The sequence below is a fragment of the Dermatophilaceae bacterium Soc4.6 genome, from assembly GCA_039889245.1.
GTDB lineage: Bacteria > Actinomycetota > Actinomycetes > Actinomycetales > Dermatophilaceae > Lapillicoccus.
The window spans coordinates 3,316,327-3,335,112 of the sequence record JAZGVH010000002.1 but is presented as its reverse complement, the minus strand read 5'-3'; the positions used below and the strand labels follow the sequence as shown (position 1 = coordinate 3,335,112).

Annotated in this window: 28 protein-coding genes; 1 reads left to right on the top strand and 27 read right to left on the bottom strand. The window is 68.0% G+C overall.

Features of this window, described 5'->3' with window-relative positions; translation table 11 throughout:
* Positions 1–13: 13 nt before the first annotated feature.
* From V3N99_15590 to V3N99_15475, 24 genes are all read right to left on the bottom strand, one after another.
* Positions 14–598 (bottom strand): adenylate kinase, encoded by a 585-nt coding sequence (locus tag V3N99_15590; protein MEO3938160.1) that lies wholly within the window; start codon positions 596–598, stop codon positions 14–16.
* Positions 598–1,920, bottom strand: coding sequence for a preprotein translocase subunit SecY (gene secY / locus V3N99_15585; GenBank protein MEO3938159.1), 1,323 nt, complete (start codon positions 1,918–1,920; stop codon positions 598–600). The genes V3N99_15590 and secY overlap by 1 nt, the downstream gene beginning before the upstream one ends.
* Positions 1,921–2,116: 196 nt before the next feature.
* Positions 2,117–2,599, bottom strand: coding sequence for a 50S ribosomal protein L15 (gene rplO, locus V3N99_15580; GenBank protein ID MEO3938158.1), 483 nt, complete (start codon positions 2,597–2,599; stop codon positions 2,117–2,119).
* A gap of 2 nt (positions 2,600–2,601) precedes the next feature.
* Positions 2,602–2,784, bottom strand: coding sequence for a 50S ribosomal protein L30 (rpmD, locus tag V3N99_15575; GenBank protein ID MEO3938157.1), 183 nt, complete (start codon positions 2,782–2,784; stop codon positions 2,602–2,604).
* Positions 2,784–3,449, bottom strand: coding sequence for a 30S ribosomal protein S5 (gene rpsE / locus V3N99_15570; GenBank protein MEO3938156.1), 666 nt, complete (start codon positions 3,447–3,449; stop codon positions 2,784–2,786). The genes rpmD and rpsE overlap by 1 nt, the downstream gene beginning before the upstream one ends.
* Positions 3,450–3,489: 40 nt before the next feature.
* The gene (rplR, locus tag V3N99_15565) at positions 3,490–3,873 is read right to left on the bottom strand and encodes a 50S ribosomal protein L18 (GenBank protein ID MEO3938155.1); all 384 of its coding nucleotides are present in this window, start codon (positions 3,871–3,873) and stop codon (positions 3,490–3,492) included.
* Positions 3,874–3,876: 3 nt separating this feature from the next.
* Complete coding sequence (gene rplF / locus V3N99_15560) at positions 3,877–4,416, bottom strand: 50S ribosomal protein L6 (protein MEO3938154.1); 540 nt, start codon at positions 4,414–4,416, stop codon at positions 3,877–3,879.
* Between the two features lie 13 nt (positions 4,417–4,429).
* Positions 4,430–4,828, bottom strand: coding sequence for a 30S ribosomal protein S8 (rpsH, locus tag V3N99_15555; GenBank protein MEO3938153.1), 399 nt, complete (start codon positions 4,826–4,828; stop codon positions 4,430–4,432).
* Between the two features lie 94 nt (positions 4,829–4,922).
* Complete coding sequence (locus tag V3N99_15550; protein ID MEO3938152.1) at positions 4,923–5,108, bottom strand: type Z 30S ribosomal protein S14; 186 nt, start codon at positions 5,106–5,108, stop codon at positions 4,923–4,925.
* 7 nt (positions 5,109–5,115) lie between these two features.
* Complete coding sequence (rplE, locus tag V3N99_15545) at positions 5,116–5,694, bottom strand: 50S ribosomal protein L5 (protein MEO3938151.1); 579 nt, start codon at positions 5,692–5,694, stop codon at positions 5,116–5,118.
* The gene (gene rplX / locus V3N99_15540; protein ID MEO3938150.1) at positions 5,694–6,074 is read right to left on the bottom strand and encodes a 50S ribosomal protein L24; all 381 of its coding nucleotides are present in this window, start codon (positions 6,072–6,074) and stop codon (positions 5,694–5,696) included. Before rplX ends, rplE begins: the two co-directional genes overlap by 1 nt.
* The gene (rplN, locus tag V3N99_15535; GenBank protein ID MEO3938149.1) at positions 6,074–6,442 is read right to left on the bottom strand and encodes a 50S ribosomal protein L14; all 369 of its coding nucleotides are present in this window, start codon (positions 6,440–6,442) and stop codon (positions 6,074–6,076) included. Before rplN ends, rplX begins: the two co-directional genes overlap by 1 nt.
* Positions 6,439–6,738 carry a 30S ribosomal protein S17 gene (gene rpsQ, locus V3N99_15530; GenBank protein MEO3938148.1) on the bottom strand — a complete coding sequence of 100 codons (300 nt, stop codon included), beginning with the start codon at positions 6,736–6,738 and terminating at the stop codon, positions 6,439–6,441. Before rpsQ ends, rplN begins: the two co-directional genes overlap by 4 nt.
* On the bottom strand, positions 6,735–7,139 hold the full coding sequence (gene rpmC, locus V3N99_15525; GenBank protein MEO3938147.1) for a 50S ribosomal protein L29: 405 nt from the start codon (positions 7,137–7,139) through the stop codon (positions 6,735–6,737). Before rpmC ends, rpsQ begins: the two co-directional genes overlap by 4 nt.
* Complete coding sequence (rplP, locus tag V3N99_15520; protein MEO3938146.1) at positions 7,139–7,558, bottom strand: 50S ribosomal protein L16; 420 nt, start codon at positions 7,556–7,558, stop codon at positions 7,139–7,141. Before rplP ends, rpmC begins: the two co-directional genes overlap by 1 nt.
* Positions 7,559–7,560: 2 nt before the next feature.
* Positions 7,561–8,373: a 30S ribosomal protein S3 gene (gene rpsC, locus V3N99_15515; protein ID MEO3938145.1), complete on the bottom strand. Its 813-nt coding sequence runs from the start codon at positions 8,371–8,373 to the stop codon at positions 7,561–7,563.
* Complete coding sequence (gene rplV / locus V3N99_15510) at positions 8,373–8,768, bottom strand: 50S ribosomal protein L22 (GenBank protein MEO3938144.1); 396 nt, start codon at positions 8,766–8,768, stop codon at positions 8,373–8,375. Before rplV ends, rpsC begins: the two co-directional genes overlap by 1 nt.
* A 38-nt stretch (positions 8,769–8,806) precedes the next feature.
* Positions 8,807–9,088 (bottom strand): 30S ribosomal protein S19, encoded by a 282-nt coding sequence (gene rpsS, locus V3N99_15505; GenBank protein ID MEO3938143.1) that lies wholly within the window; start codon positions 9,086–9,088, stop codon positions 8,807–8,809.
* Positions 9,089–9,103: 15 nt separating this feature from the next.
* Positions 9,104–9,940, bottom strand: coding sequence for a 50S ribosomal protein L2 (gene rplB / locus V3N99_15500; GenBank protein MEO3938142.1), 837 nt, complete (start codon positions 9,938–9,940; stop codon positions 9,104–9,106).
* Between the two features lie 31 nt (positions 9,941–9,971).
* Positions 9,972–10,271 carry a 50S ribosomal protein L23 gene (gene rplW, locus V3N99_15495; GenBank protein ID MEO3938141.1) on the bottom strand — a complete coding sequence of 100 codons (300 nt, stop codon included), beginning with the start codon at positions 10,269–10,271 and terminating at the stop codon, positions 9,972–9,974.
* Positions 10,268–10,888, bottom strand: coding sequence for a 50S ribosomal protein L4 (rplD, locus tag V3N99_15490; protein ID MEO3938140.1), 621 nt, complete (start codon positions 10,886–10,888; stop codon positions 10,268–10,270). The genes rplW and rplD overlap by 4 nt, the downstream gene beginning before the upstream one ends.
* Before the next feature lie 5 nt (positions 10,889–10,893).
* Entirely contained in the window at positions 10,894–11,547 is a 654-nt protein-coding gene (gene rplC, locus V3N99_15485; protein MEO3938139.1) for a 50S ribosomal protein L3, read from the bottom strand.
* 19 nt (positions 11,548–11,566) lie between these two features.
* Positions 11,567–11,875, bottom strand: coding sequence for a 30S ribosomal protein S10 (rpsJ, locus tag V3N99_15480; GenBank protein ID MEO3938138.1), 309 nt, complete (start codon positions 11,873–11,875; stop codon positions 11,567–11,569).
* A gap of 576 nt (positions 11,876–12,451) precedes the next feature.
* Positions 12,452–12,862 carry a DCC1-like thiol-disulfide oxidoreductase family protein gene (locus V3N99_15475; GenBank protein MEO3938137.1) on the bottom strand — a complete coding sequence of 137 codons (411 nt, stop codon included), beginning with the start codon at positions 12,860–12,862 and terminating at the stop codon, positions 12,452–12,454.
* Between the two features lie 54 nt (positions 12,863–12,916).
* Between V3N99_15475 and V3N99_15470 the strand changes: the two genes are divergently transcribed.
* Positions 12,917–13,654: a DUF2785 domain-containing protein gene (locus V3N99_15470; GenBank protein MEO3938136.1), complete on the top strand. Its 738-nt coding sequence runs from the start codon at positions 12,917–12,919 to the stop codon at positions 13,652–13,654.
* A 47-nt stretch (positions 13,655–13,701) separates the two neighbouring features.
* Here the strand turns inward: V3N99_15470 and V3N99_15465 are convergent, their stop codons facing one another.
* The 3 genes from V3N99_15465 to fusA form a co-directional block, all read right to left on the bottom strand.
* Positions 13,702–15,015 carry a M18 family aminopeptidase gene (locus V3N99_15465; protein ID MEO3938135.1) on the bottom strand — a complete coding sequence of 438 codons (1,314 nt, stop codon included), beginning with the start codon at positions 15,013–15,015 and terminating at the stop codon, positions 13,702–13,704.
* Between the two features lie 256 nt (positions 15,016–15,271).
* Entirely contained in the window at positions 15,272–16,468 is a 1,197-nt protein-coding gene (gene tuf, locus V3N99_15460) for an elongation factor Tu (protein MEO3938134.1), read from the bottom strand.
* A gap of 176 nt (positions 16,469–16,644) precedes the next feature.
* The gene (gene fusA, locus V3N99_15455; protein MEO3938133.1) at positions 16,645–18,759 is read right to left on the bottom strand and encodes an elongation factor G; all 2,115 of its coding nucleotides are present in this window, start codon (positions 18,757–18,759) and stop codon (positions 16,645–16,647) included.
* Positions 18,760–18,786: the final 27 nt, after the last annotated feature.

Here is an 18,786-nt window from a genome sequence, read left to right as displayed (position 1 = left end):
GTCCGCGCCGTGCTCACGCGGTCGCCGCGTCCCGCATCCCGTCGATGGCGCTCACGAGCCGGGTGGTGACGTCGTCGACGGCACCCATGCCGTCCACCTCGACGACGATGCCCCGCGAGCCGTAGGTCTGCAGGAGGGGGGCGGTCTCCTTGTGGTAGATCTCCATCCGGCCGCGGATCACCTCCGGGGTGTCGTCGGTCCGCCCCTCGATCTGGGCCCGCTGCGAGAGACGCTCCACCACGGCCTCCTCGTCGACGACCAGCGAGACCACTGCATCGACCCGGGCACCGTCCTGGCCGAGCAAGGAGTCGAGGAAGTCGACCTGCCCAGCCGTGCGGGGGTAGCCGTCGAGGAGCCAGCCCTGAGCCGCGTCCTCCCAGGAGAGCCGGTCGCGCACGATCTCGTTGGTCACGTCGTCCGAGACGTAGCCGCCACCCGCGGTGATCTCCACCACCTTGAGCCCCAGCTCGGTCTTGTTCTTGATGTTGGTGCGGAAGATGTCACCGGTCGAGATCGCGGGGATGGAGTACTGCGAGGCGACGTGGACCGCCTGGGTGCCCTTGCCTGCACCGGGCGGACCCATGATGAGAAGACGCATCACCGGAGGAACCCTTCGTAGTTGCGCTGCTGGAGCTGGGCCTGGATCTGCTTGACCGTCTCGAGCCCGACGCCGACGATGATCAGGATCGACGTGCCTCCGAACGGGAAGCTCTGGGCCGCGTTGCCACCGAACGCCTTGAGCGCCAGCAGCGGGATCAGCGAGATGACGGCCAGGTAGAGGGCACCCGGGACGGTGATGCGGGTGAGGACGTAGTCGAGGTACTCGGCCGTGGGTCGCCCGGCGCGGATACCGGGGATGAAGCCCCCGTACTTCTTCATGTTGTCGGAGACCTCGACGGGGTTGAACGTGATCGAGACGTAGAAGAAGGTGAAGAAGAGGATGAGTGCGGTGTAGATCGCCATGTAGATCGGGTGGTCGCCACGCGTCATGTTGGTCGAGATCCACGTGACCCAGCCCGCGGGGGGCTGGCCGTTCTGCGGGGTGTTGAACTGCGCGATCAGCGACGGCAGCGACAGCAGCGAGCTGGCGAAGATGACCGGGATGACCCCGGCCATGTTGACCTTGAGCGGGATGTAGGTCGAGCTGCCGCCGTACATCCGGCGCCCGACCTGGCGCTTGGCGTACTGCACCGGCACCCGCCGCTGCGACTGCTCGACGAAGATCACCGCGGCCATGATGACGAAGCCCATGAGGATGATGCCGAAGAAGACGTCCCAGCGGTTGTCCCTCTGCTGGATCTGCCACAGCGAGCCGGGGAAGCCCGAGGCGATCGAGGTGAAGATGAGGACCGACATGCCGTTGCCGATGCCACGGTCGGTGAGCAGCTCGCCCAGCCACATGATCAGACCGGTGCCTGCCGTCAGGGTCAGGACCATGATGACGATGGTCATGGCACTCTGGTCGTCCATGATCGACGTGCAGGTGGCACCGAAGATCTGCCGCGGGTTACGCGCGAAGGTGATCAGGGTCGAGCTCTGCAGCACCGCCAGGCCGATGGTGAGGTATCGGGTGTACTGCGTCAGCTTGGTCTGGCCCGCCTGCCCCTCCTTCTTGAGGGCCTCGAAGCGCGGGATGACCACGGTGAGCAGCTGCACGATGATGCTCGCCGTGATGTAGGGCATGATCCCGAGCGCGAAGATCGACAGCTGCAGGAGTGCCCCGCCACTGAAGAGGTTGGCCAGGCCGATGAACCCGGACGTCGGGTCGGCCGACGACACGCAGGCGTTGACCTTGGTGTAGTTGACCCCCGGCGTGGGCACCGCCGTGCCGAGTCGGTAGATGGCGATGACGAAGAGCGTGAACAGCAGCTTCTTGCGCAGGTCGGGCGTCTTGAACGCGCGAACGAAACCGGAAAGCAACAGATCCTCCTGGTGCCGCGCGAGCCGCGACGAAGCAAAGTGCGGGTGCGGGCCCAACAGGCGCCCGTGCAACCCCGTGAGAATACCGTGCGGAGCCGGAAGTCACGCACCGGTCCTGCACAACGTGGGCGGCCGGCGGCCCCTCATGGGGACGCCGGCCGCACGATGGGACGCGCCGAGCAGCGCGTCTGATGGCTCAGAGAGCGGTGACCGAACCGCCAGCGGCCTCGATCTTGTCCTTGGCCGTGGCCGAGAACTTGTGCACGGTCACGTTGACCACGACACCGAGGTCGCCGTCGCCGAGCACCTTCACCAGCTCGCCGTCGCGCACCGCACCCCTGGCCACGAGGCTGTCCACGGTGACGTCACCGCCATCGGGGAAGAGCGCCGTGATCCGGTCGAGGTTGACGACCTGGTAGACCTTGCGGAACGGATTCTTGAACCCGCGCAGCTTGGGCAGCCGCATGTGCAGGGGCATCTGCCCGCCCTCGAACCCCTGGGGGACCTGGTAGCGGGCCTTGGTGCCCTTGGTGCCACGACCAGCGGTCTTGCCCTTGGAGCCCTCGCCTCGACCCACGCGGGTCTTGGCGGTCTTGGCTCCCGGAGCGGGACGCAGGTGGTGGACGCGAAGAGGCGCCGCCTCCGAGGAGGTCGCCTTCTTGTCAGTGGTGTCAGCCATAATCACTCAACTTCCTCGACGGCGACCAGGTGGACGACCGTCTTGACCATCCCGCGGATCTCGGGACGGTCCTCCTTGACGACGACGTCGCCGATGCGCTTGAGGCCGAGGGTGCGCAGCGTCTCACGCTGGTTGCGCTTGCCCCCGATCTCCGAACGGGTCTGGGTGACCTTGATCCTCGCCATCAGGCACCTGACCTGGCTGCGTCGGCCTTCTCGGCCGCCGCAGCGGCCTGCGACCGCAGCATGGCAGCCGGCGCGACGTGCTCCAGGGGCAGGCCACGACGGGCTGCGACCTGCTCGGGACGCTCGAGTCCCTTCAGGGCCGCCCGGGTGGCGTGCACGATGTTGATGGCGTTCGACGAGCCGAGCGACTTGCTCAGGACGTCGTGGATGCCGGCGCACTCGAGCACGGCGCGCACGGGGCCACCGGCGATGACGCCGGTACCCGGAGCGGCCGGCTTGAGCAGGACGACACCGGCCGCCGCCTCACCCTGCACGGGGTGGGTGATGGTGCCACCGATACGGGGGACCTTGAAGAAGTCCTTCTTGGCCTCCTCGACACCCTTGGCGATGGCCGCGGGCACCTCCTTGGCCTTGCCGTAGCCGACACCCACGGTGCCGTCACCGTCACCGACGACGACGAGGGCGGTGAAGCTGAAGCGACGACCACCCTTGACGACCTTGGAGACACGGTTGATCGTCACGACACGCTCGACGTACTGGCTCTTCTCGTCGCGGGCGTCACGACCGCGACCGCCGTCACGACGGTCACCGCCGCCACGGGGCGCACGCTCGCCAGCAGCGCCAGTGCTGGCGCCGGTGGTGCCTCGACGCTGGGGTCCGGGCATCAGATGTTCCTCATCTCAACTGTTACGGGCTTCGTGTCGGTCACAGTGAGAGCCCACCTTCACGTGCACCGTCCGCGATCGCGGCGACGCGACCGTGGTACTTGTTGCCGCCGCGGTCGAAGACCACGGAGTCGACGCCGGCCTGCTTCGCACGCTCGGCCACGAGCTCGCCGACGCGCTTGGCCTTGGCCGTCTTGTCGCCCTCGAACGAGCGCAGGTCGGCCTCCATCGTCGACGCCGAGGCGACGGTCTTGCCGACGGTGTCGTCGACGACCTGGACGAAGAGGTGACGGGTGCTGCGGGAGACGACCAGGCGGGGGCGCTCAGTGGTGCCGCTGATCTTCTTGCGACCACGCACCTGACGCCGGATCCGCGCGTCGGCCTTGGTCTTACCGCGCTTGATGATGCCGTTGATGTTCGCCATGGCTTACTTTCCGGCCTTTCCGACCTTGCGGCGAATGTGCTCGCCGGCGTAGCGCACGCCCTTGCCCTTGTACGGGTCAGGCTTGCGCAGCTTGCGGATGTTGGCGGCCACCTCGCCGACCTGCTGCTTGTCGATCCCCTGCACCGAGAACCGGGTGGGGTTCTCGACCGTGAAGGAGATGCCCTCGGGGGCATCGACGGTGATGGAGTGGCTGTAGCCGAGGCTGAACTCGAGCGACTGCCCCTTGGCGGCGACGCGGTAGCCCGTGCCGTGGATCTCCAGCTTCTTGACGTAGCCCTCGGTGACACCGACGACCATGTTGTTGATCAGCGTGCGGGTCAGCCCGTGCAGCGACCGCGAGGCGCGCTCGTCGTTCGGTCGGGTGACCGCGAGGGCGCCGTCGTCACCGCGGTCGACCGCGATGGGCATGGGCACCGTGAGGACCAGCTGGCCCTTGGGTCCCTTGACGTTGACGGCCTGGCCGTCGATCGTCACGTCGACCCCAGCGGGGACGGTGACGGGAAGTCGTCCGATACGCGACATGTCTTCTCCTCCCCTACCAGACGTAGGCGAGGACTTCCCCACCTACGCCGTTCTTGGACGCCTGCTTGTCGGTGAGCAGACCCGACGACGTCGAGATGATCGCGACGCCGAGCCCACCAAGGACTCGTGGCAGGTTGGTCGACTTGGCGTAGACCCGAAGGCCCGGCTTGGACACGCGCCGCACGCCAGCGATGGACCGCTCGCGGTTGGGCCCGTACTTCAGGTCGATGTGAAGCGTGCGACCCACCTCGGCGTCCTCGACCTTCCAGGCGGCGATGTAGCCCTCGGCTTGGAGGATCTCGGCGATGTGGGACTTGAGCTTCGAGTACGGCATAGACACGTCGTCGTGGTGCGCCGAGTTGGCGTTCCTGACGCGGGTCAGCATGTCCGCAATCGGATCGGTCATGGTCATGGTGGGCCTCAGCCCTCTCTCACAACGGTTTCGCCCGGCTGAGCCGACCGACCTGTTGTGTCAGTTACTGCGATGGGTGGTGAAAAGGGTGCTGCTACCACGAGGACTTCGTCACGCCGGGCAGCTCGCCGCGGTGGGCCATCTCACGCAGGCAGATGCGGCAGAGACCGAACTTGCGGTAGACGGAGTGCGGTCGGCCGCACCGCTGGCAGCGGGTGTAGGCGCGGACCTTGAACTTGGGCTTGGCGTTCGCCTTGTTGATGAGGGCGGTCTTGGCCACGGGTCTCTCACATCTCCTTGAAGGGGAAGCCGAGAGCCTTCAGCAGCGCACGGCCCTCGTCGTCGTTCGTCGCGGTGGTGACGACGGTGATGTCCATACCCCGCACGCGGTCGATCCGGTCCTGGTCGATCTCGTGGAACATCGACTGCTCGTTGAGACCGAAGGTGTAGTTGCCCTTGCCGTCGAACTGCTTGGGCGACAGGCCGCGGAAGTCGCGGATACGCGGGAGGGCGATCGTCACGAGACGGTCGAGGAACTCCCACATCCGGTCACCACGCAGCGTCGTGTGGGCGCCGATCGGCATACCCTCACGCAGCTTGAACTGGGCGATGGACTTGCGCGCCTTGGTGACGATGGGCTTCTGGCCGGTGATCGTCTCGAGGTCGCGCACGGCGCCCTCGATCAGCTTGCTGTCCTTGGCGGCGTCACCGACACCCATGTTGACGACGACCTTGACGACGCCGGGCACCTGCATGATGTTCGAGTAGGAGAACTGCTGGTGCAGGCCCGACTTGATCTCGTCCTGGTAGCGGGTCTTGAGCCTCGGCGTCGTGGTGGTCGCCGTGGTCGTGGTGGTCTCGCTCATCAGAGGTCCTTCCCGGAACGGACGGCGACGCGGGTGCGCACGATCTTGCTGCGCCCGTCACGCTCGACCGTCTCCATCCGCATCCTGATGCGGGTCGGCTTCTTGCTCTCGGGGTCGACGATGGCGACGTTGCTCACGTGGATCGGGGCCTCGGTGTGGACGAGCCCACCGGTGCGCGAGCCACGGTCGGTCGCGCCGGCCTTGACGTGCTTGGTGACGCGCCCGATGCCTTCGACGAGCACCCGCTGGCGCTCGGGGTAGACGGCGATCACCTTGCCCTGCTTGCCCCGGTCGCCGCCGTTCTTCTGCGCGCGGCCCGAGATCACCTGGACGAGGTCGCCCTTCTTGATCTTCATCTTCGGGATCGTGGCGTTGGCCATCACAGCACCTCCGGCGCGAGCGAGATGATCTTCATGAAGCGCTTGTCACGCAGCTCGCGGCCCACGGGGCCGAAGATGCGCGTGCCACGGGGGTCACCGTCGTTCTTGAGGATCACGGCGGCGTTCTCGTCGAACTTGATGTACGAGCCGTCCGGCCGGCGGCGCTCCTTGACGGTGCGCACGATGACGGCCTTGACGACGTCACCCGACTTGACGTTGCCACCGGGGATCGCGTCCTTGACCGTGGCCACGATGGTGTCGCCGATGCCGGCGTAGCGCCGACCCGACCCACCGAGCACACGGATGCAGAGGATCTCCTTGGCACCGGTGTTGTCGGCGACGCGCAGTCGCGTCTCCTGCTGGATCACTTGGCCTTCTCCAGAATCTGCACCACTCGCCAGCGCTTCGACGCCGAGAGGGGGCGGGTCTCCATGATGAGCACGCGGTCACCGACCGCGGCGTCGTTGGCCTCGTTGTGGGCCTTGACCTTGCTGCTGCGACGAAGGACCTTGCCGTAGAGCGCGTGCTTGACGCGGTCCTCGACCTCGACCACGACGGTCTTGTCCATCTTGTCGCTGACCACGTAACCCTGGCGGGTCTTGCGGTCGTTGCGCTCCGTGCGGTCAGTGGCCGGCACGGTCTCCGGGCTGGTCATCTCGCTCATGCCTCGTCCTGCTCGTCGCTGGGCTCGTCGCCGGCGGCCTTCTCAGCCTTGGCGGCCTTCTCGCCCTTGGGTGCCTTCTCGGCCTTCGGAGCCTTGTCAGCCTTGTCGGCCTTCTTGGCCTTCTTCTCGGCCTTGGCGTCCACCTCGGTCACCACGGCGGGCGCCTTGGGGGCTGCCGGGGGCAGACCGATGCCGAGCTCTCGCTCGCGCATCTCGGTGTAGATCCGGGAGATGTCGCGCTTGACCGCCCGCAGCCGGCCGTGGTTGTCGAGCTGGCCGGTGGCGGACTGGAAGCGGAGGTTGAACAGCTCCTCCTTCGACTTGCGGAGCTCGTCGACCAGACGGTCGTCACCGAAGCTGCGCAGCGAGTCGGACGCGAGGTCCTTGGTACCAACGGCCATCAGATGTCACCACCCTCACGGCGGACGAAGCGGCACTTCATGGGGAGCTTGTGCATCGCCAGGCGCATGGCCTCACGGGCCACGGGCTCGGTCACACCGTTCACCTCGAACAGCATCCGACCGGGCTTGACGTTGGCGATCCACCACTCGGGCGAGCCCTTACCGGAACCCATGCGGGTCTCGGCCGGCTTCTTGGTGAGCGGGCGGTCCGGGTAGATGTTGATCCACACCTTTCCACCGCGCTTCATGTAGCGGGTCATCGCGATACGAGCGGACTCGATCTGCCGGTTGGTGACGTAGGCGGGCTCGAGGGCCTGGATGCCGTAGTCGCCGAACGCGATCGTGGTGCCGCCCTTGGCAGCCCCGGAACGACCCGGGTGGTGCTGCTTGCGGTGCTTGACTCGACGGGGAATCAACATGGTCAGGCCTGCTCATTCGTGACGGCGGCAACCTCGGTCGCCGGAGCGGACGTGGTCTCGGCTGCGGGAGCCTCGGCCGGCGCGTCACGACGGGCCCGGGTGGGCCGCTCGGCGCCCTCGCGGCGGGGGCCGCGGGGGGCACGAGGAGCCGTCGCCTGCTGCTGAGCGAGCTCACGAGCAGTCACGTCACCCTTGTAGATCCACACCTTGACGCCGATCCGACCGAACGGGGTGCGAGCCTCGTAGAAGCCGTAGTCGATGTTCGCGCGCAGGGTGTGCAGGGGCACACGGCCCTCGCGGTAGAACTCCGAGCGCGACATCTCGGCGCCACCGAGGCGACCCGAGCACTGCACCCGGATGCCCTTGGCACCGGCGCGGGTGGCCGACTGCATCCCCTTGCGCATGGCCCGACGGAACGTCACACGCGCAGCGAGCTGCTCGGCGATGCCCTGGGCGACGAGCTGGGAGTCGATCTCGGGGTTCTTGACCTCGAGGATGTTCAGCTGCACCTGCTTGCCGGTGAGCTTCTCGAGCTCGCCGCGGATGCGGTCCGCCTCGGCGCCGCGGCGGCCGATGACGATGCCCGGACGCGCGGTGTGGATGTCGACGCGGACGCGGTCACGGGTGCGCTCGATCTCCACGCGGGAGATCCCAGCACGCTCCATGCCCTTCTCCATGAGCCGACGGATGGCGACATCCTCCTTGACGTAGTCGCGGTAACGCTGACCCGTCTTGGTGCTGTCGGCGAACCAACGACTCCTGTGCTCGGTCGTGATGCCGAGGCGGAACCCGTACGGGTTGACCTTCTGACCCATCAGCGACCACCTCCCTTAGCTGCGGTCTTCGTACCCGGAGTGGTCTTCTCGGGCTGCGCGACGACCACGGTGATGTGGCTCGTGCGCTTGTTGATACGGCTGGCCCTGCCCTGTGCGCGGGGCCGGAAACGCTTCATCGTCGGTCCCTCGTCGATGAAGGCGGCCTGGATGACCAGGCTGCGCTCGTCGAAGGGCAGCGACTGTCGGTCGGCCTTGACCCGGGCGTTGGCGATGGCGCTCTCGAGCACCTTCTGGATCGGCTCCGATGCCGCCTGGGGGGCGAACATCAGGACCGACACGGCCTCGGCGGCGCGCTTGCCCCGGATGAGGGCGATGACGCGACGGGCCTTCTGCGGGGTCACCCGGACGTGGCGGGCCGAAGCACTCGCCTCCATCAGGTTCTCCTTGACGGTGTTCACGGTCGTGGCGGCCATCAGCGACGACGCCCCTTCTTGTCGTCCTTGACGTGGCCCTTGAAGGTGCGCGTCGGAGCGAACTCACCGAGCTTGTGGCCGACCATCGACTCGGTCACGAAGACCGGGACGTGCTTGCGACCGTCGTGCACGGCGAAGGTGTGGGTCAGCATGTCCGGACTGATGACCGAACGGCGTGACCAGGTCTTGATGACGTTCTTCGTGCCCCCATCGTTCTGGGCGTCCACCTTCTTCTGCAGGTGGTCGTCGATGAAGGGGCCCTTCTTCAGGCTGCGTGGCATTCCTCAGGCTCCTTCTCAGCGCTTCTTGCCAGTACGACGGCGACGGACGATGAACTTGTCGCTCGCCTTGTTGGGACGGCGGGTGCGTCCCTCTGCTTGACCCCACGGGCTGACCGGGTGACGACCACCGGAGGTCTTGCCCTCTCCACCACCGTGCGGGTGGTCGACCGGGTTCATGGCGACACCACGGACGGTCGGGCGCTTGCCCTTCCACCTCATGCGGCCGGCCTTGCCCCAGTTGATGTTGCTCTGCTCGGCGTTGCCGACCTCGCCGATCGTCGCGCGGCAGCGCAGGTCGACGTTGCGGATCTCGCCGGACGGCATACGCAGCTGGGCGTAGGGACCGTCCTTGGCCACGAGCTGCACCTTCGCACCCGCAGAGCGGGCGATCTTGGCGCCGCCACCGGGCTTGAGCTCGATGGCGTGGATCGTCGTACCCACCGGGATGTTGCGCATCGGGAGGGCGTTGCCGGGCTTGATGTCAGCCCCGGGGCCGTTCTCGATGCGGTCACCCTGCTTGAGGCGGTTCGGCGCCAGGATGTAGCGCTTCTCGCCGTCGGCGTAGTGCAGGAGCGCGATGCGCGCCGTGCGGTTCGGGTCGTACTCGATGTGCGCGACCTTGGCCGGCACGCCGTCCTTGTCGTGGCGACGGAAGTCGATGAGTCGGTAGGCGCGCTTGTGACCGCCACCGATGTGTCGGGTCGTGATCCGACCGGAGGAGTTGCGACCGCCGCTCTTGGTGAGCGGGCGGACGAGTGACTTCTCCGGCGTGGTGCGCGTGATCTCGACGAAGTCGGCGACCGACGAGCCACGACGGCCCGGTGTGGTCGGCTTGTACTTACGGATACCCATGGTGTGTTTCCCTTACGTCCTCGTCAGCAGCTCAGGCGGTGGCGCCGAAGATGTCGATGGAGCCTTCCTTGAGCGTGACGATCGCGCGCTTGGTGTCCTTGCGCTTGCCGAGCCCGAAGCGGGTGCGGCGTGCCTTGCCCTTGCGGTTGAGCGTGTGGACCGAGCTGACCTTCACGTTGAAGATCTGCTCGATCGCGATCTTGATCTCGGTCTTGTTGGACCGCGGGTCGACGATGAAGGTGTACTTCCCCTCGTCGAGCAGACCGTAGGACTTCTCCGAGACGACCGGCGCGATCAGGATGTCGCGGGGGTCCTTGATGTGGATGCTCACAGCGCGTCCTCCTTGGTCTTCGCGGCGGCGGTCTCGACGAGGGCGTCGAAGGCGGCCTGCGTGAAGACGACGTCCTCGGCGCAGAGCACGTCGTAGGTGTTGAGCTGGTCGACGAACAGGATGTGGACGTCGGTCAGGTTGCGCGCGCTCTTCCAGCCGGCCTCGTCGCCGCGGGCGAGCGCGACGAGCAGGTTGCGACGGTCGGTGAGCCCGGCGAGGGTGGCGCGAGCCTCCCTGGCCGACGGGGCCTCGCCAGCCAGCAGGCTGGCGATGACGTGGATGCGACCGTGGCGGGCCCGGTCGGAGAGGGCACCGCGCAGGGCGGCGGCCTTCATCTTCTTGGGGGTGCGCTGTGAGTAGTCACGCGGCTTGGGACCGTGGACGATGCCACCGCCGGTGAACTGCGGAGCGCGGATCGAGCCCTGACGGGCGCGGCCGGTGCCCTTCTGGCGGTAGGGCTTGACCCCACCACCGCTCACCTCGGCCCGCGTCTTGGTCGAGTGCGTGCCCTGACGGGCGGCCGCGAGCTGCGCGACGACGACCTGGTGGATCAGGGGGATGTTGGTCTGCACGTCGAAGATCTCGGCGGGCAGCACGGGGGTGCTCTGCGTGGCCATGTCTCTCAGGCTCCCTTCGCAGCCGTGCGGACGAGGACGACTGCGCCGCGGGGGCCGGGAACGGCACCCTTGACGAGCAGCAGGCCCTTGTCGGCGTCCACGGCGTGGATCGTGAGGTTCTGGGTGGTCTGGCGCACGCCGCCCATGCGGCCGGCCATGCGCATTCCCTTGAAGACGCGACCGGGGGTGGAGCACCCGCCGATCGAGCCGGGCTTGCGGTGGTTGCGGTGCGAGCCGTGCGAGGAGCTGACACCCTTGAAGTGGTGTCGCTTCATGACGCCGGCGAAGCCCTTGCCCTTGGTCGTAGCGCTGGCGTCGATCTTCTGCCCGGCCTCGAACGCCTCGGCGGTGATCTCCTGGCCGAGCGCGTAGTCGGCGAAGTCGGCGGTGCGCAGCTCGATGAGGTAGCGGCGGGGGGTCACGCCGGCCTTCTCGAAGTGGCCCTTCATCGGCTTGTTGACCTTGCGGGGGTCGATGTCGCCGTAGGCGATCTGGACCGCGCCGTAGCCGTCGGTCGCGGCGTCGCGCACCTGGGTGACGACGCAGGGCCCGGCCTGGATCACGGTGACGGGCACGAGGCGCCCGTTCTCGTCCCACACCTGGGTCATGCCGAGCTTGTGGCCCAGCACTCCCTTGACGTTCTTCGTGTCAGTAGTCATTGCGAGTCATCTCCCCTGATCAGAGCTTGATCTCGATGTTGACGTCCGCCGGCAGGTCGAGACGCATCAGCGAGTCGACGGCCTTGGGCGTCGGGTCGATGATGTCGATGAGGCGCTTGTGGGTGCGCATCTCGAACTGCTCGCGGCTGTCCTTGTACTTGTGGGGTGACCGGATGACGACGAAGACGTTCTTCTCCGTGGGCAGCGGCACCGGGCCGACAACCGTCGCTCCAGCACGGGTCACCGTGTCAACGATCTTGCGCGCCGAGCTGTCGATGACCTCGTGGTCATACGACTTCAGTCGGATGCGGATCTTCTGTCCCGCCATCTGAGGTAGGTCTCTCTCTCGCCGTACGTCTGCATGGTCACCCGGACACCTGGCCTCCGACCCCCGCGGTCGGGTGTGTCGCACCCGCTCCGCGATCCCGCGCTGGTTCCGTGAGGAACACAGCGCCGGGGTTGTCCATCGAAGGCCCGGTCTAGACCGGGCGCTTGCGCTTCCCTGGGAGCCACACGAGGTGTCCCGTCCAGGGGCGGCGAGGGTGACATGGGTCAGCCTCGCGCGTCAAGCAACCTCACCAGTGTGCCAGAGGCCCACGGCCCCGGCCAAATCCCGGCCCCCGCGGTCGGGCGCGCCGCGCCCCTGCGCCCACCCCGGGCCGGTATGGAGCCCCGCCTACCGGCCGCCCACCGTGGCGGCACGTCGAGCGTGACCTGGTCGAGGCGGGCCGGCGGATCCCCGACGGGGACAGGTCGCCGGCCGCCGCCCGGCACCGCGCGCGCCGTGAGGCAGAAGGGGATACCGGCCGGGCAGCGGAGGAGCATGCGTCCGCGCCCAGAGGGAGGCAGCCACGTCCACGTCGTCGCGAAGGCGGTCGACCGAGACGTCGACCCCAGCCGACGCTCACCCAGGCGTCGAGGGCGAGGACGGGGCCGGAGGCGGCATCGCACAGGCGGGCGTGCCCCCGGGCAACGCGTAGCGGTGGGCGGCCACCCAGGTGTAGACGCGTGCGGCGACCGACCTGACCCCCGGCAGGTCGAGCACGACCCCGGCCGGGTGCCACCCCGGCGCGCCGGCGCGCAGAGCCGCCGCGATGGCGGGCGCGCCCGAGCTGACACGACGATCCGCATCGACGAACTGCACTGCGGCAGAACACATCTCGGGTGTCAGCCCCAGGGACGGCAGGTCGAGCTGCTGCCAGGGCCGCACCACGAAGCGTCGTCGTCGGTCGACCAGTCGAGGCACCAGACCGGCAGAGGTCGTGCAGAAGCCGCAGTCGCCGTCGAAGACCAGGACGGGGGGTCGGGAAGTCACACCACCAGCGTCCCACGCGCCCCACCCCCGCACCGGTGGCAGGGTGGATCCGTGATGGACGACGCCACCCTCGACCGCCTGCTGCTCGACCTCGCCTCCCCCGACCCGTCGGTGCGCGACGACGTCGCCCTCTCCCGGTTGGCCGAGGCGGTGGAGTCCGGGGCCCTCGGGTCGCACCAGCTGGAACGCACCGGGGCCATCCTGACCACCCGTCTGCAGCACCCCGACATCTGGGCACGGTCGTTCGCGCCGCTGGTGCTCGGGGTGCTCGCCGACGCAGGGACCAGCCGAGAGGAGTGGGTCCGAGCCATGTGCCGGTGGTATCCCGAGGAGACCGACCTGCGCGGCCACCACCCCGAGCTCGGGTGGCTCCATGCGGTCGCGCACGGAGCCGACGGCCTGGCAGCCTACGGCCGAGCCCGGTCCAGCGACCCCGGGCTGCTGCTCGCGACGCTCGCCGCCCGGCTCGTCGCACCGACAGACGTCGTGTGGCACGACCAGGAGGACGACCGGGTCGCCCACGCCCTCGCAACGGTGCTCACCGACCCGCGTCTCGACGGGTCCGACGCCGTGCGATGGCTCGAGCCGGTCTCCCACCTGCTCACCACGGGTGAGCCCGGGCCCCTGCCCGCGCGGGTGACCAACACGCTGCACACCCTGCGCAGCCTGAGCGTCGCGCTCGAGCACGAGCTGCTCGTCGGTGGCGAGCCCGCGGCGGTCCCGCACCGCGACGCCGTACGGCGTGCCGTGACGGCGGCGCTGCGGCCACCCACCGCCTGGATGTGGCGCTGACCCGTCGGCGACGGGCTGAGCACCCCGGCGTCGCCCCTCGGGCCGGGTCAGTCGGGGGCGAGGAAGGCGGTCAGGGCGGCGGCATACATCGCGGGGTCGCGGGCGCCCATCAGCTCGCGGGCGCTGTGCATCGACAGCATCGGGGCACCGAAGTCGACGGTCGTCGCCCCGAGCAGCGCCGACGTCATCGGCCCCACCGTGCTGCCGCAGGGCAGGTCGCTGCGGGTGACGAAGCGCTGCATCGGCACCTGCGCCTGCTCGCACGCGAGTCGGAAGGCCGCCGCGCCCACGCCGTCGGTGGCGTAGCGCAGCTGGGCGTTGACCTTGAGCACCGGACCGCCGTTGACCGCGATGAGGTGCTGCGGCTCGTGGCGCTCCGGGTAGTTGGGGTGGGTGGCGTGGGCCATGTCGCCCGAGGCCACGATCGTGCCGGCCAGCGCCCGCAGGTAGTCGTCGCGGGTGCCCCCACGACGCAGGACGATGCGCTCGAGGACCGACGGCAGCAGGGTCGACATGGCCCCCCGCTCCGACTGGCTGCCAACCTCCTCGTGGTCGAAGAGCACGACGACCGGGGTGTGGCCCTCGTTGACGGCGACGGCCTCGACGAGCGCGCGAGTGGCGGCATACGACGTCGCGAGGTTGTCGAGGCGCGGGGCCGCGAGCAGGTCACGGGTCGGACCGATGCGCTGCGAGGCCTGGGTGTCGTGCGTCATGACGTCCCAGCCGAGGACGTCGCGACGCGCCACCTCGACCTGCTCGGCGAGCCACCCGGTGAAGTCGCCCGGCGCCGACCCCTGCATCCACAGCGGCGAGAGGTGCTGCTGCCGGTTGAGGGTGAGGCCGTCGTTCTGCGTGCGGTCGAGGTGGATGGCCAGCTGCGCGACCCGCAGGACCGGGTCGCTGCCCGTCAAAAGTCGGGTGCCGACACCGTGCGGTGCCGTGGCGTCACGCACGGCCACGCGGCCGGAGAGCGCGAGGTCGCGGTCGAGCCAGGAGTTGAGCAGCGGCCCGCCGTAGACCTCGACACCGAGCAGCTGCCAGCCGGCGCGCGCCAGGTCGGGCTGCGGCTTGATGTGCAGGGTGGGGCTGTCGGTGTGCGCGCCCACGATCCGGAAGGGCTCGGCGGTCGCGTGCTCACCCTCGCTGGACCACGCGACGAGCGACCCACCCCGCACCAGGTAGTAGCGCCCTGGCCGCGCGGGGACGGGGTCGGTCTCGTCGAGCCGGCTGAAGCCGGCCTCCTCGAGCAGCCAGCCCGCCTGCAGCACGGCGTGGAAGGGGGTGGGCGAGGCGTCGACGAAGGCCATGAGACCAGCGGCCTCGGAGTCGGTGTCGAACGGGGGCAGAGAGGTCGTCACCACCCCGCGACTGTATGCCGTCGGCCCGACACCGATCGCCTCAGGCGCCGTCGTCCGGGGGCACCGTCGCCGACCTCGGCTCGGGGAGCGTCTCCCACGGGCTGGGCCGTCTCCGTTGTGTCCGCTCTCACGTGGGTTCTAGCCCTCCGGGGGGCGGACGCAAGGGGAGGCGACGAAGAGGCTCGGACCGTGATGCGGTCCGAGCCTCTTCTCGTGCTCCGTGTCGGTCAGGCGCTCACGCGCCTGACCGACACCTGAGTCACTTGGTGATCTTGGTGACGGTGCCTGCACCGACGGTGCGGCCACCCTCGCGGATGGCGAACTTCAGGCCCTCCTCCATGGCGATCGGCTGGATCAGCTCGACGTTCATGTTGGTGTTGTCGCCGGGCATGACCATCTCGGTGCCCTCGGGGAGGTGCACGACGCCGGTCACGTCGGTGGTCCGGAAGTAGAACTGCGGACGGTAGTTGTCGTAGAACGGCGTGTGGCGGCCACCCTCGTCCTTGGACAGGATGTAGGCCTGGGCCTCGAACTCGGTGTGCGGGGTGATCGTGCCGGGCTTGCAGATGACCTGCCCGCGCTCGACGTCCTCGCGCTTGGTGCCACGAAGCAGCAGACCGACGTTCTCACCGGCGCGACCCTCGTCGAGCAGCTTGCGGAACATCTCGACGCCGGTGACCGTGGTCTTGGCCGGGACGCCGGGGCGGATGCCCACGATCTCGATCTCCTCGTTGACCTTGAGGATGCCGCGCTCGATCTTGCCGGTGACGACGGTGCCACGACCGGTGATCGTGAAAACGTCCTCGACGGGCATGAGGAACGGCAGGTCGATGGCGCGCTCGGGCTCGGGGATCGCCGAGTCGACGGCGTCCATGAGCTCGAGGACCGTCTTGCCCCACTCCTCGTCACCCTCGAGCGCCTTGAGCGCCGAGACCTTGACCACCGGCAGGTCGTCACCGGGGAAGTCGTAGGCCGACAGCAGCTCGCGGACCTCCATCTCGACGAGCTCGAGGATCTCCTCGTCGTCGACCATGTCGGCCTTGTTGAGCGCCACCACGATGTAGGGGACGCCGACCTGGCGGGCCAGGAGCACGTGCTCCTTGGTCTGCGGCATCGGGCCGTCCGTCGCCGCGACGACGAGGATGGCCCCGTCCATCTGCGCTGCACCCGTGATCATGTTCTTCACGTAGTCGGCGTGCCCGGGGCAGTCGACGTGCGCGTAGTGACGCGACTCGGTCTGGTACTCGATGTGCGCGATCGAGATCGTGATGCCGCGCTGCTTCTCCTCGGGCGCCTTGTCGATGTCGTCGAACGCGAACTGCGGGTTCAGCGTGGGGTACTTGTCGTGCAGGACCTTGGAGATCGCTGCGGTCAGCGTCGTCTTGCCATGGTCGATGTGACCAATGGTGCCGATGTTGACGTGCGGCTTGGTCCGCTCGAACTTTGCCTTCGCCACTGTGGTCCTCCTCAGGACTTTTGTCGTGAAACGCCCGACGACCGTTGGCTGGACGTGGCGCGTGCTGTCTGCGTGAGTGGTGCTGGGTGGCTTCAGGATGAAGCCGGGGTGGTGTGACGGGTGGGCCGCCCCACCGGATCGCTCCGGTGGGTCAGCCTACGCGACGGACAGGGCCGTCACTCACCACGCGTCTTCTTGATGATCTCCTCGGCCACGGCCTTGGGGACCTCGGCGTAGGAGTCGAACTGCATGGAGTAGTTCGCCCGGCCCTGCGTCTTGCTGCGCAGGTCACCGACGTAGCCGAACATCTCCGACAGGGGGACGAGGCCGCGCACGATCTTCGCGCCGCTGATGTCCTCCATGGCCTGGATCTGGCCACGGCGGCTGTTGATGTCGCCGATGACCTCACCCATGTAGTCCTCGGGGGTGCGCACCTCGACGGCCATCATCGGCTCGAGGAGCACGGGGTCGGCCTTGCGGACGGCCTCCTTGAGCGCCATGGAGCCGGCGATCTTGAACGCCATCTCCGAGGAGTCGACGTCGTGGGCCGCACCATCGAGCAGGGTGGCCTTGATCCCGACGAGCGGGTAGCCCGCCAGCACGCCGTACTGCATGGCGTCCTGGATGCCGGCGTCGACCGAGGGGATGTACTCGCGCGGCACGCGACCACCGGTCACCTTGTTCTCGAACTCGTAGAGCTCGCCCTCCGAGGTGTCCATGGGCGCGATGGCGATCTGGATCTTGGCGTACTGGCCCGACCCACCGGTCTGCTTCTTGTGGGTGTAGTCGAGACGGTCGATCGTGCGACGGATGGTCTCGCGGTAGGCGACCTGCGGCTTGCCGACGTTGGCCTCGACCTTGAACTCGCGCCGCATGCGGTCGACGAGGATGTCGAGGTGCAGCTCGCCCATGCCGGCGATGATGGTCTGGCCGGTCTCGTCGTCGTGGTGGACCTGGAAGGTCGGGTCCTCCTGCGCGAGCTTCTGGATGGCGACACCCAGCTTTTCCTGGTCGCCCTTGGTCTTGGGCTCGATGGCCACCGAGATGACCGGCTCGGGGAAGGTCATCGACTCGAGGATGACCTGGTCCTGGAGGTCGCTCAGGGTGTCACCGGTGGTGGTGTCCTTGAGGCCGATCATCGCGTAGATGTGCCCGGCCGACGCCTCGTCGACAGGGTTCTCCTTGTTGGCGTGCATCTGGAAGAGCTTGCCGATGCGCTCCTTGTTGCCCTTGGTCGTGTTCATGACCTGGGTGCCCGCGGAGAGCTTGCCGGAGTAGACCCGCACGAAGGTCAGCGTGCCGAAGAACGGGTGCGTCGCAATCTTGAAGGCGAGCGCCGAGAAGGGCTCGTCGGTCGACGGCTTGCGAATGACCTCGATCTCCTCCTTGCCCGGCTTGTGGCCGATCATCGGAGGGACGTCGAGCGGGGACGGGAGGTAGTCGACGACCGCGTCGAGCATGGGCTGCACGCCACGGTTCTTGAAGGCCGAGCCGCAGAAGACGGGGTAGAGCTCCGACTTGACGGTGAGTGTGCGGATCCCGCCCTTGATCTCGGCGACCGTCAGCTCCTCGCCCGCGAGGTACTTCTCCATCAGCACGTCGTCAGCCTCGGCCACGCGCTCGACGAGGGCCATGCGGTACTCGTCGGCCTTCTCCTGGAGGTCGGCGGGGATCTCCTGGATCTCGTACTTGGCGCCCATGGTGACGTCACCCTTGGAGTCACCGGGCCACACGAGGGCGCGCATCTCGACGAGGTCGATGACGCCGACGAAGTCGTTCTCGGCGCCGATGGGCAGCTGCATGACCAGCGGCTCCGCACCGAGGCGGTCCTTGATGGTGGCGACGGTGAAGTAGAAGTCGGCGCCGAGCTTGTCCATCTTGTTGACGAAGCAGATGCGCGGCACGTCGTACTTGTCGGCCTGTCGCCACACGGTCTCGGACTGAGGCTCGACGCCCTCCTTGCCGTCGAAGACGGCGACGGCACCGTCGAGGACGCGCAGCGAGCGCTCCACCTCGACGGTGAAGTCGACGTGGCCGGGGGTGTCGATGATGTTGATCTGGCTGCCGGCCCAGAAGGAGGTGACGGCGGCGGAGGTGATGGTGATCCCCCGCTCCTTCTCCTGCTCCATCCAGTCGGTCGTCGACGCACCGTCGTGGGTCTCACCGATCTTGTGGTTCACGCCGGTGTAGAAGAGGATGCGCTCCGTCACCGTCGTCTTGCCAGCGTCGATGTGCGCCATGATGCCGATGTTGCGGACCTTCGTGAGGTCCGTCAGGACGTCGAGTGCCACGTGTGCCTGCTCAATCTCGTAATCGGG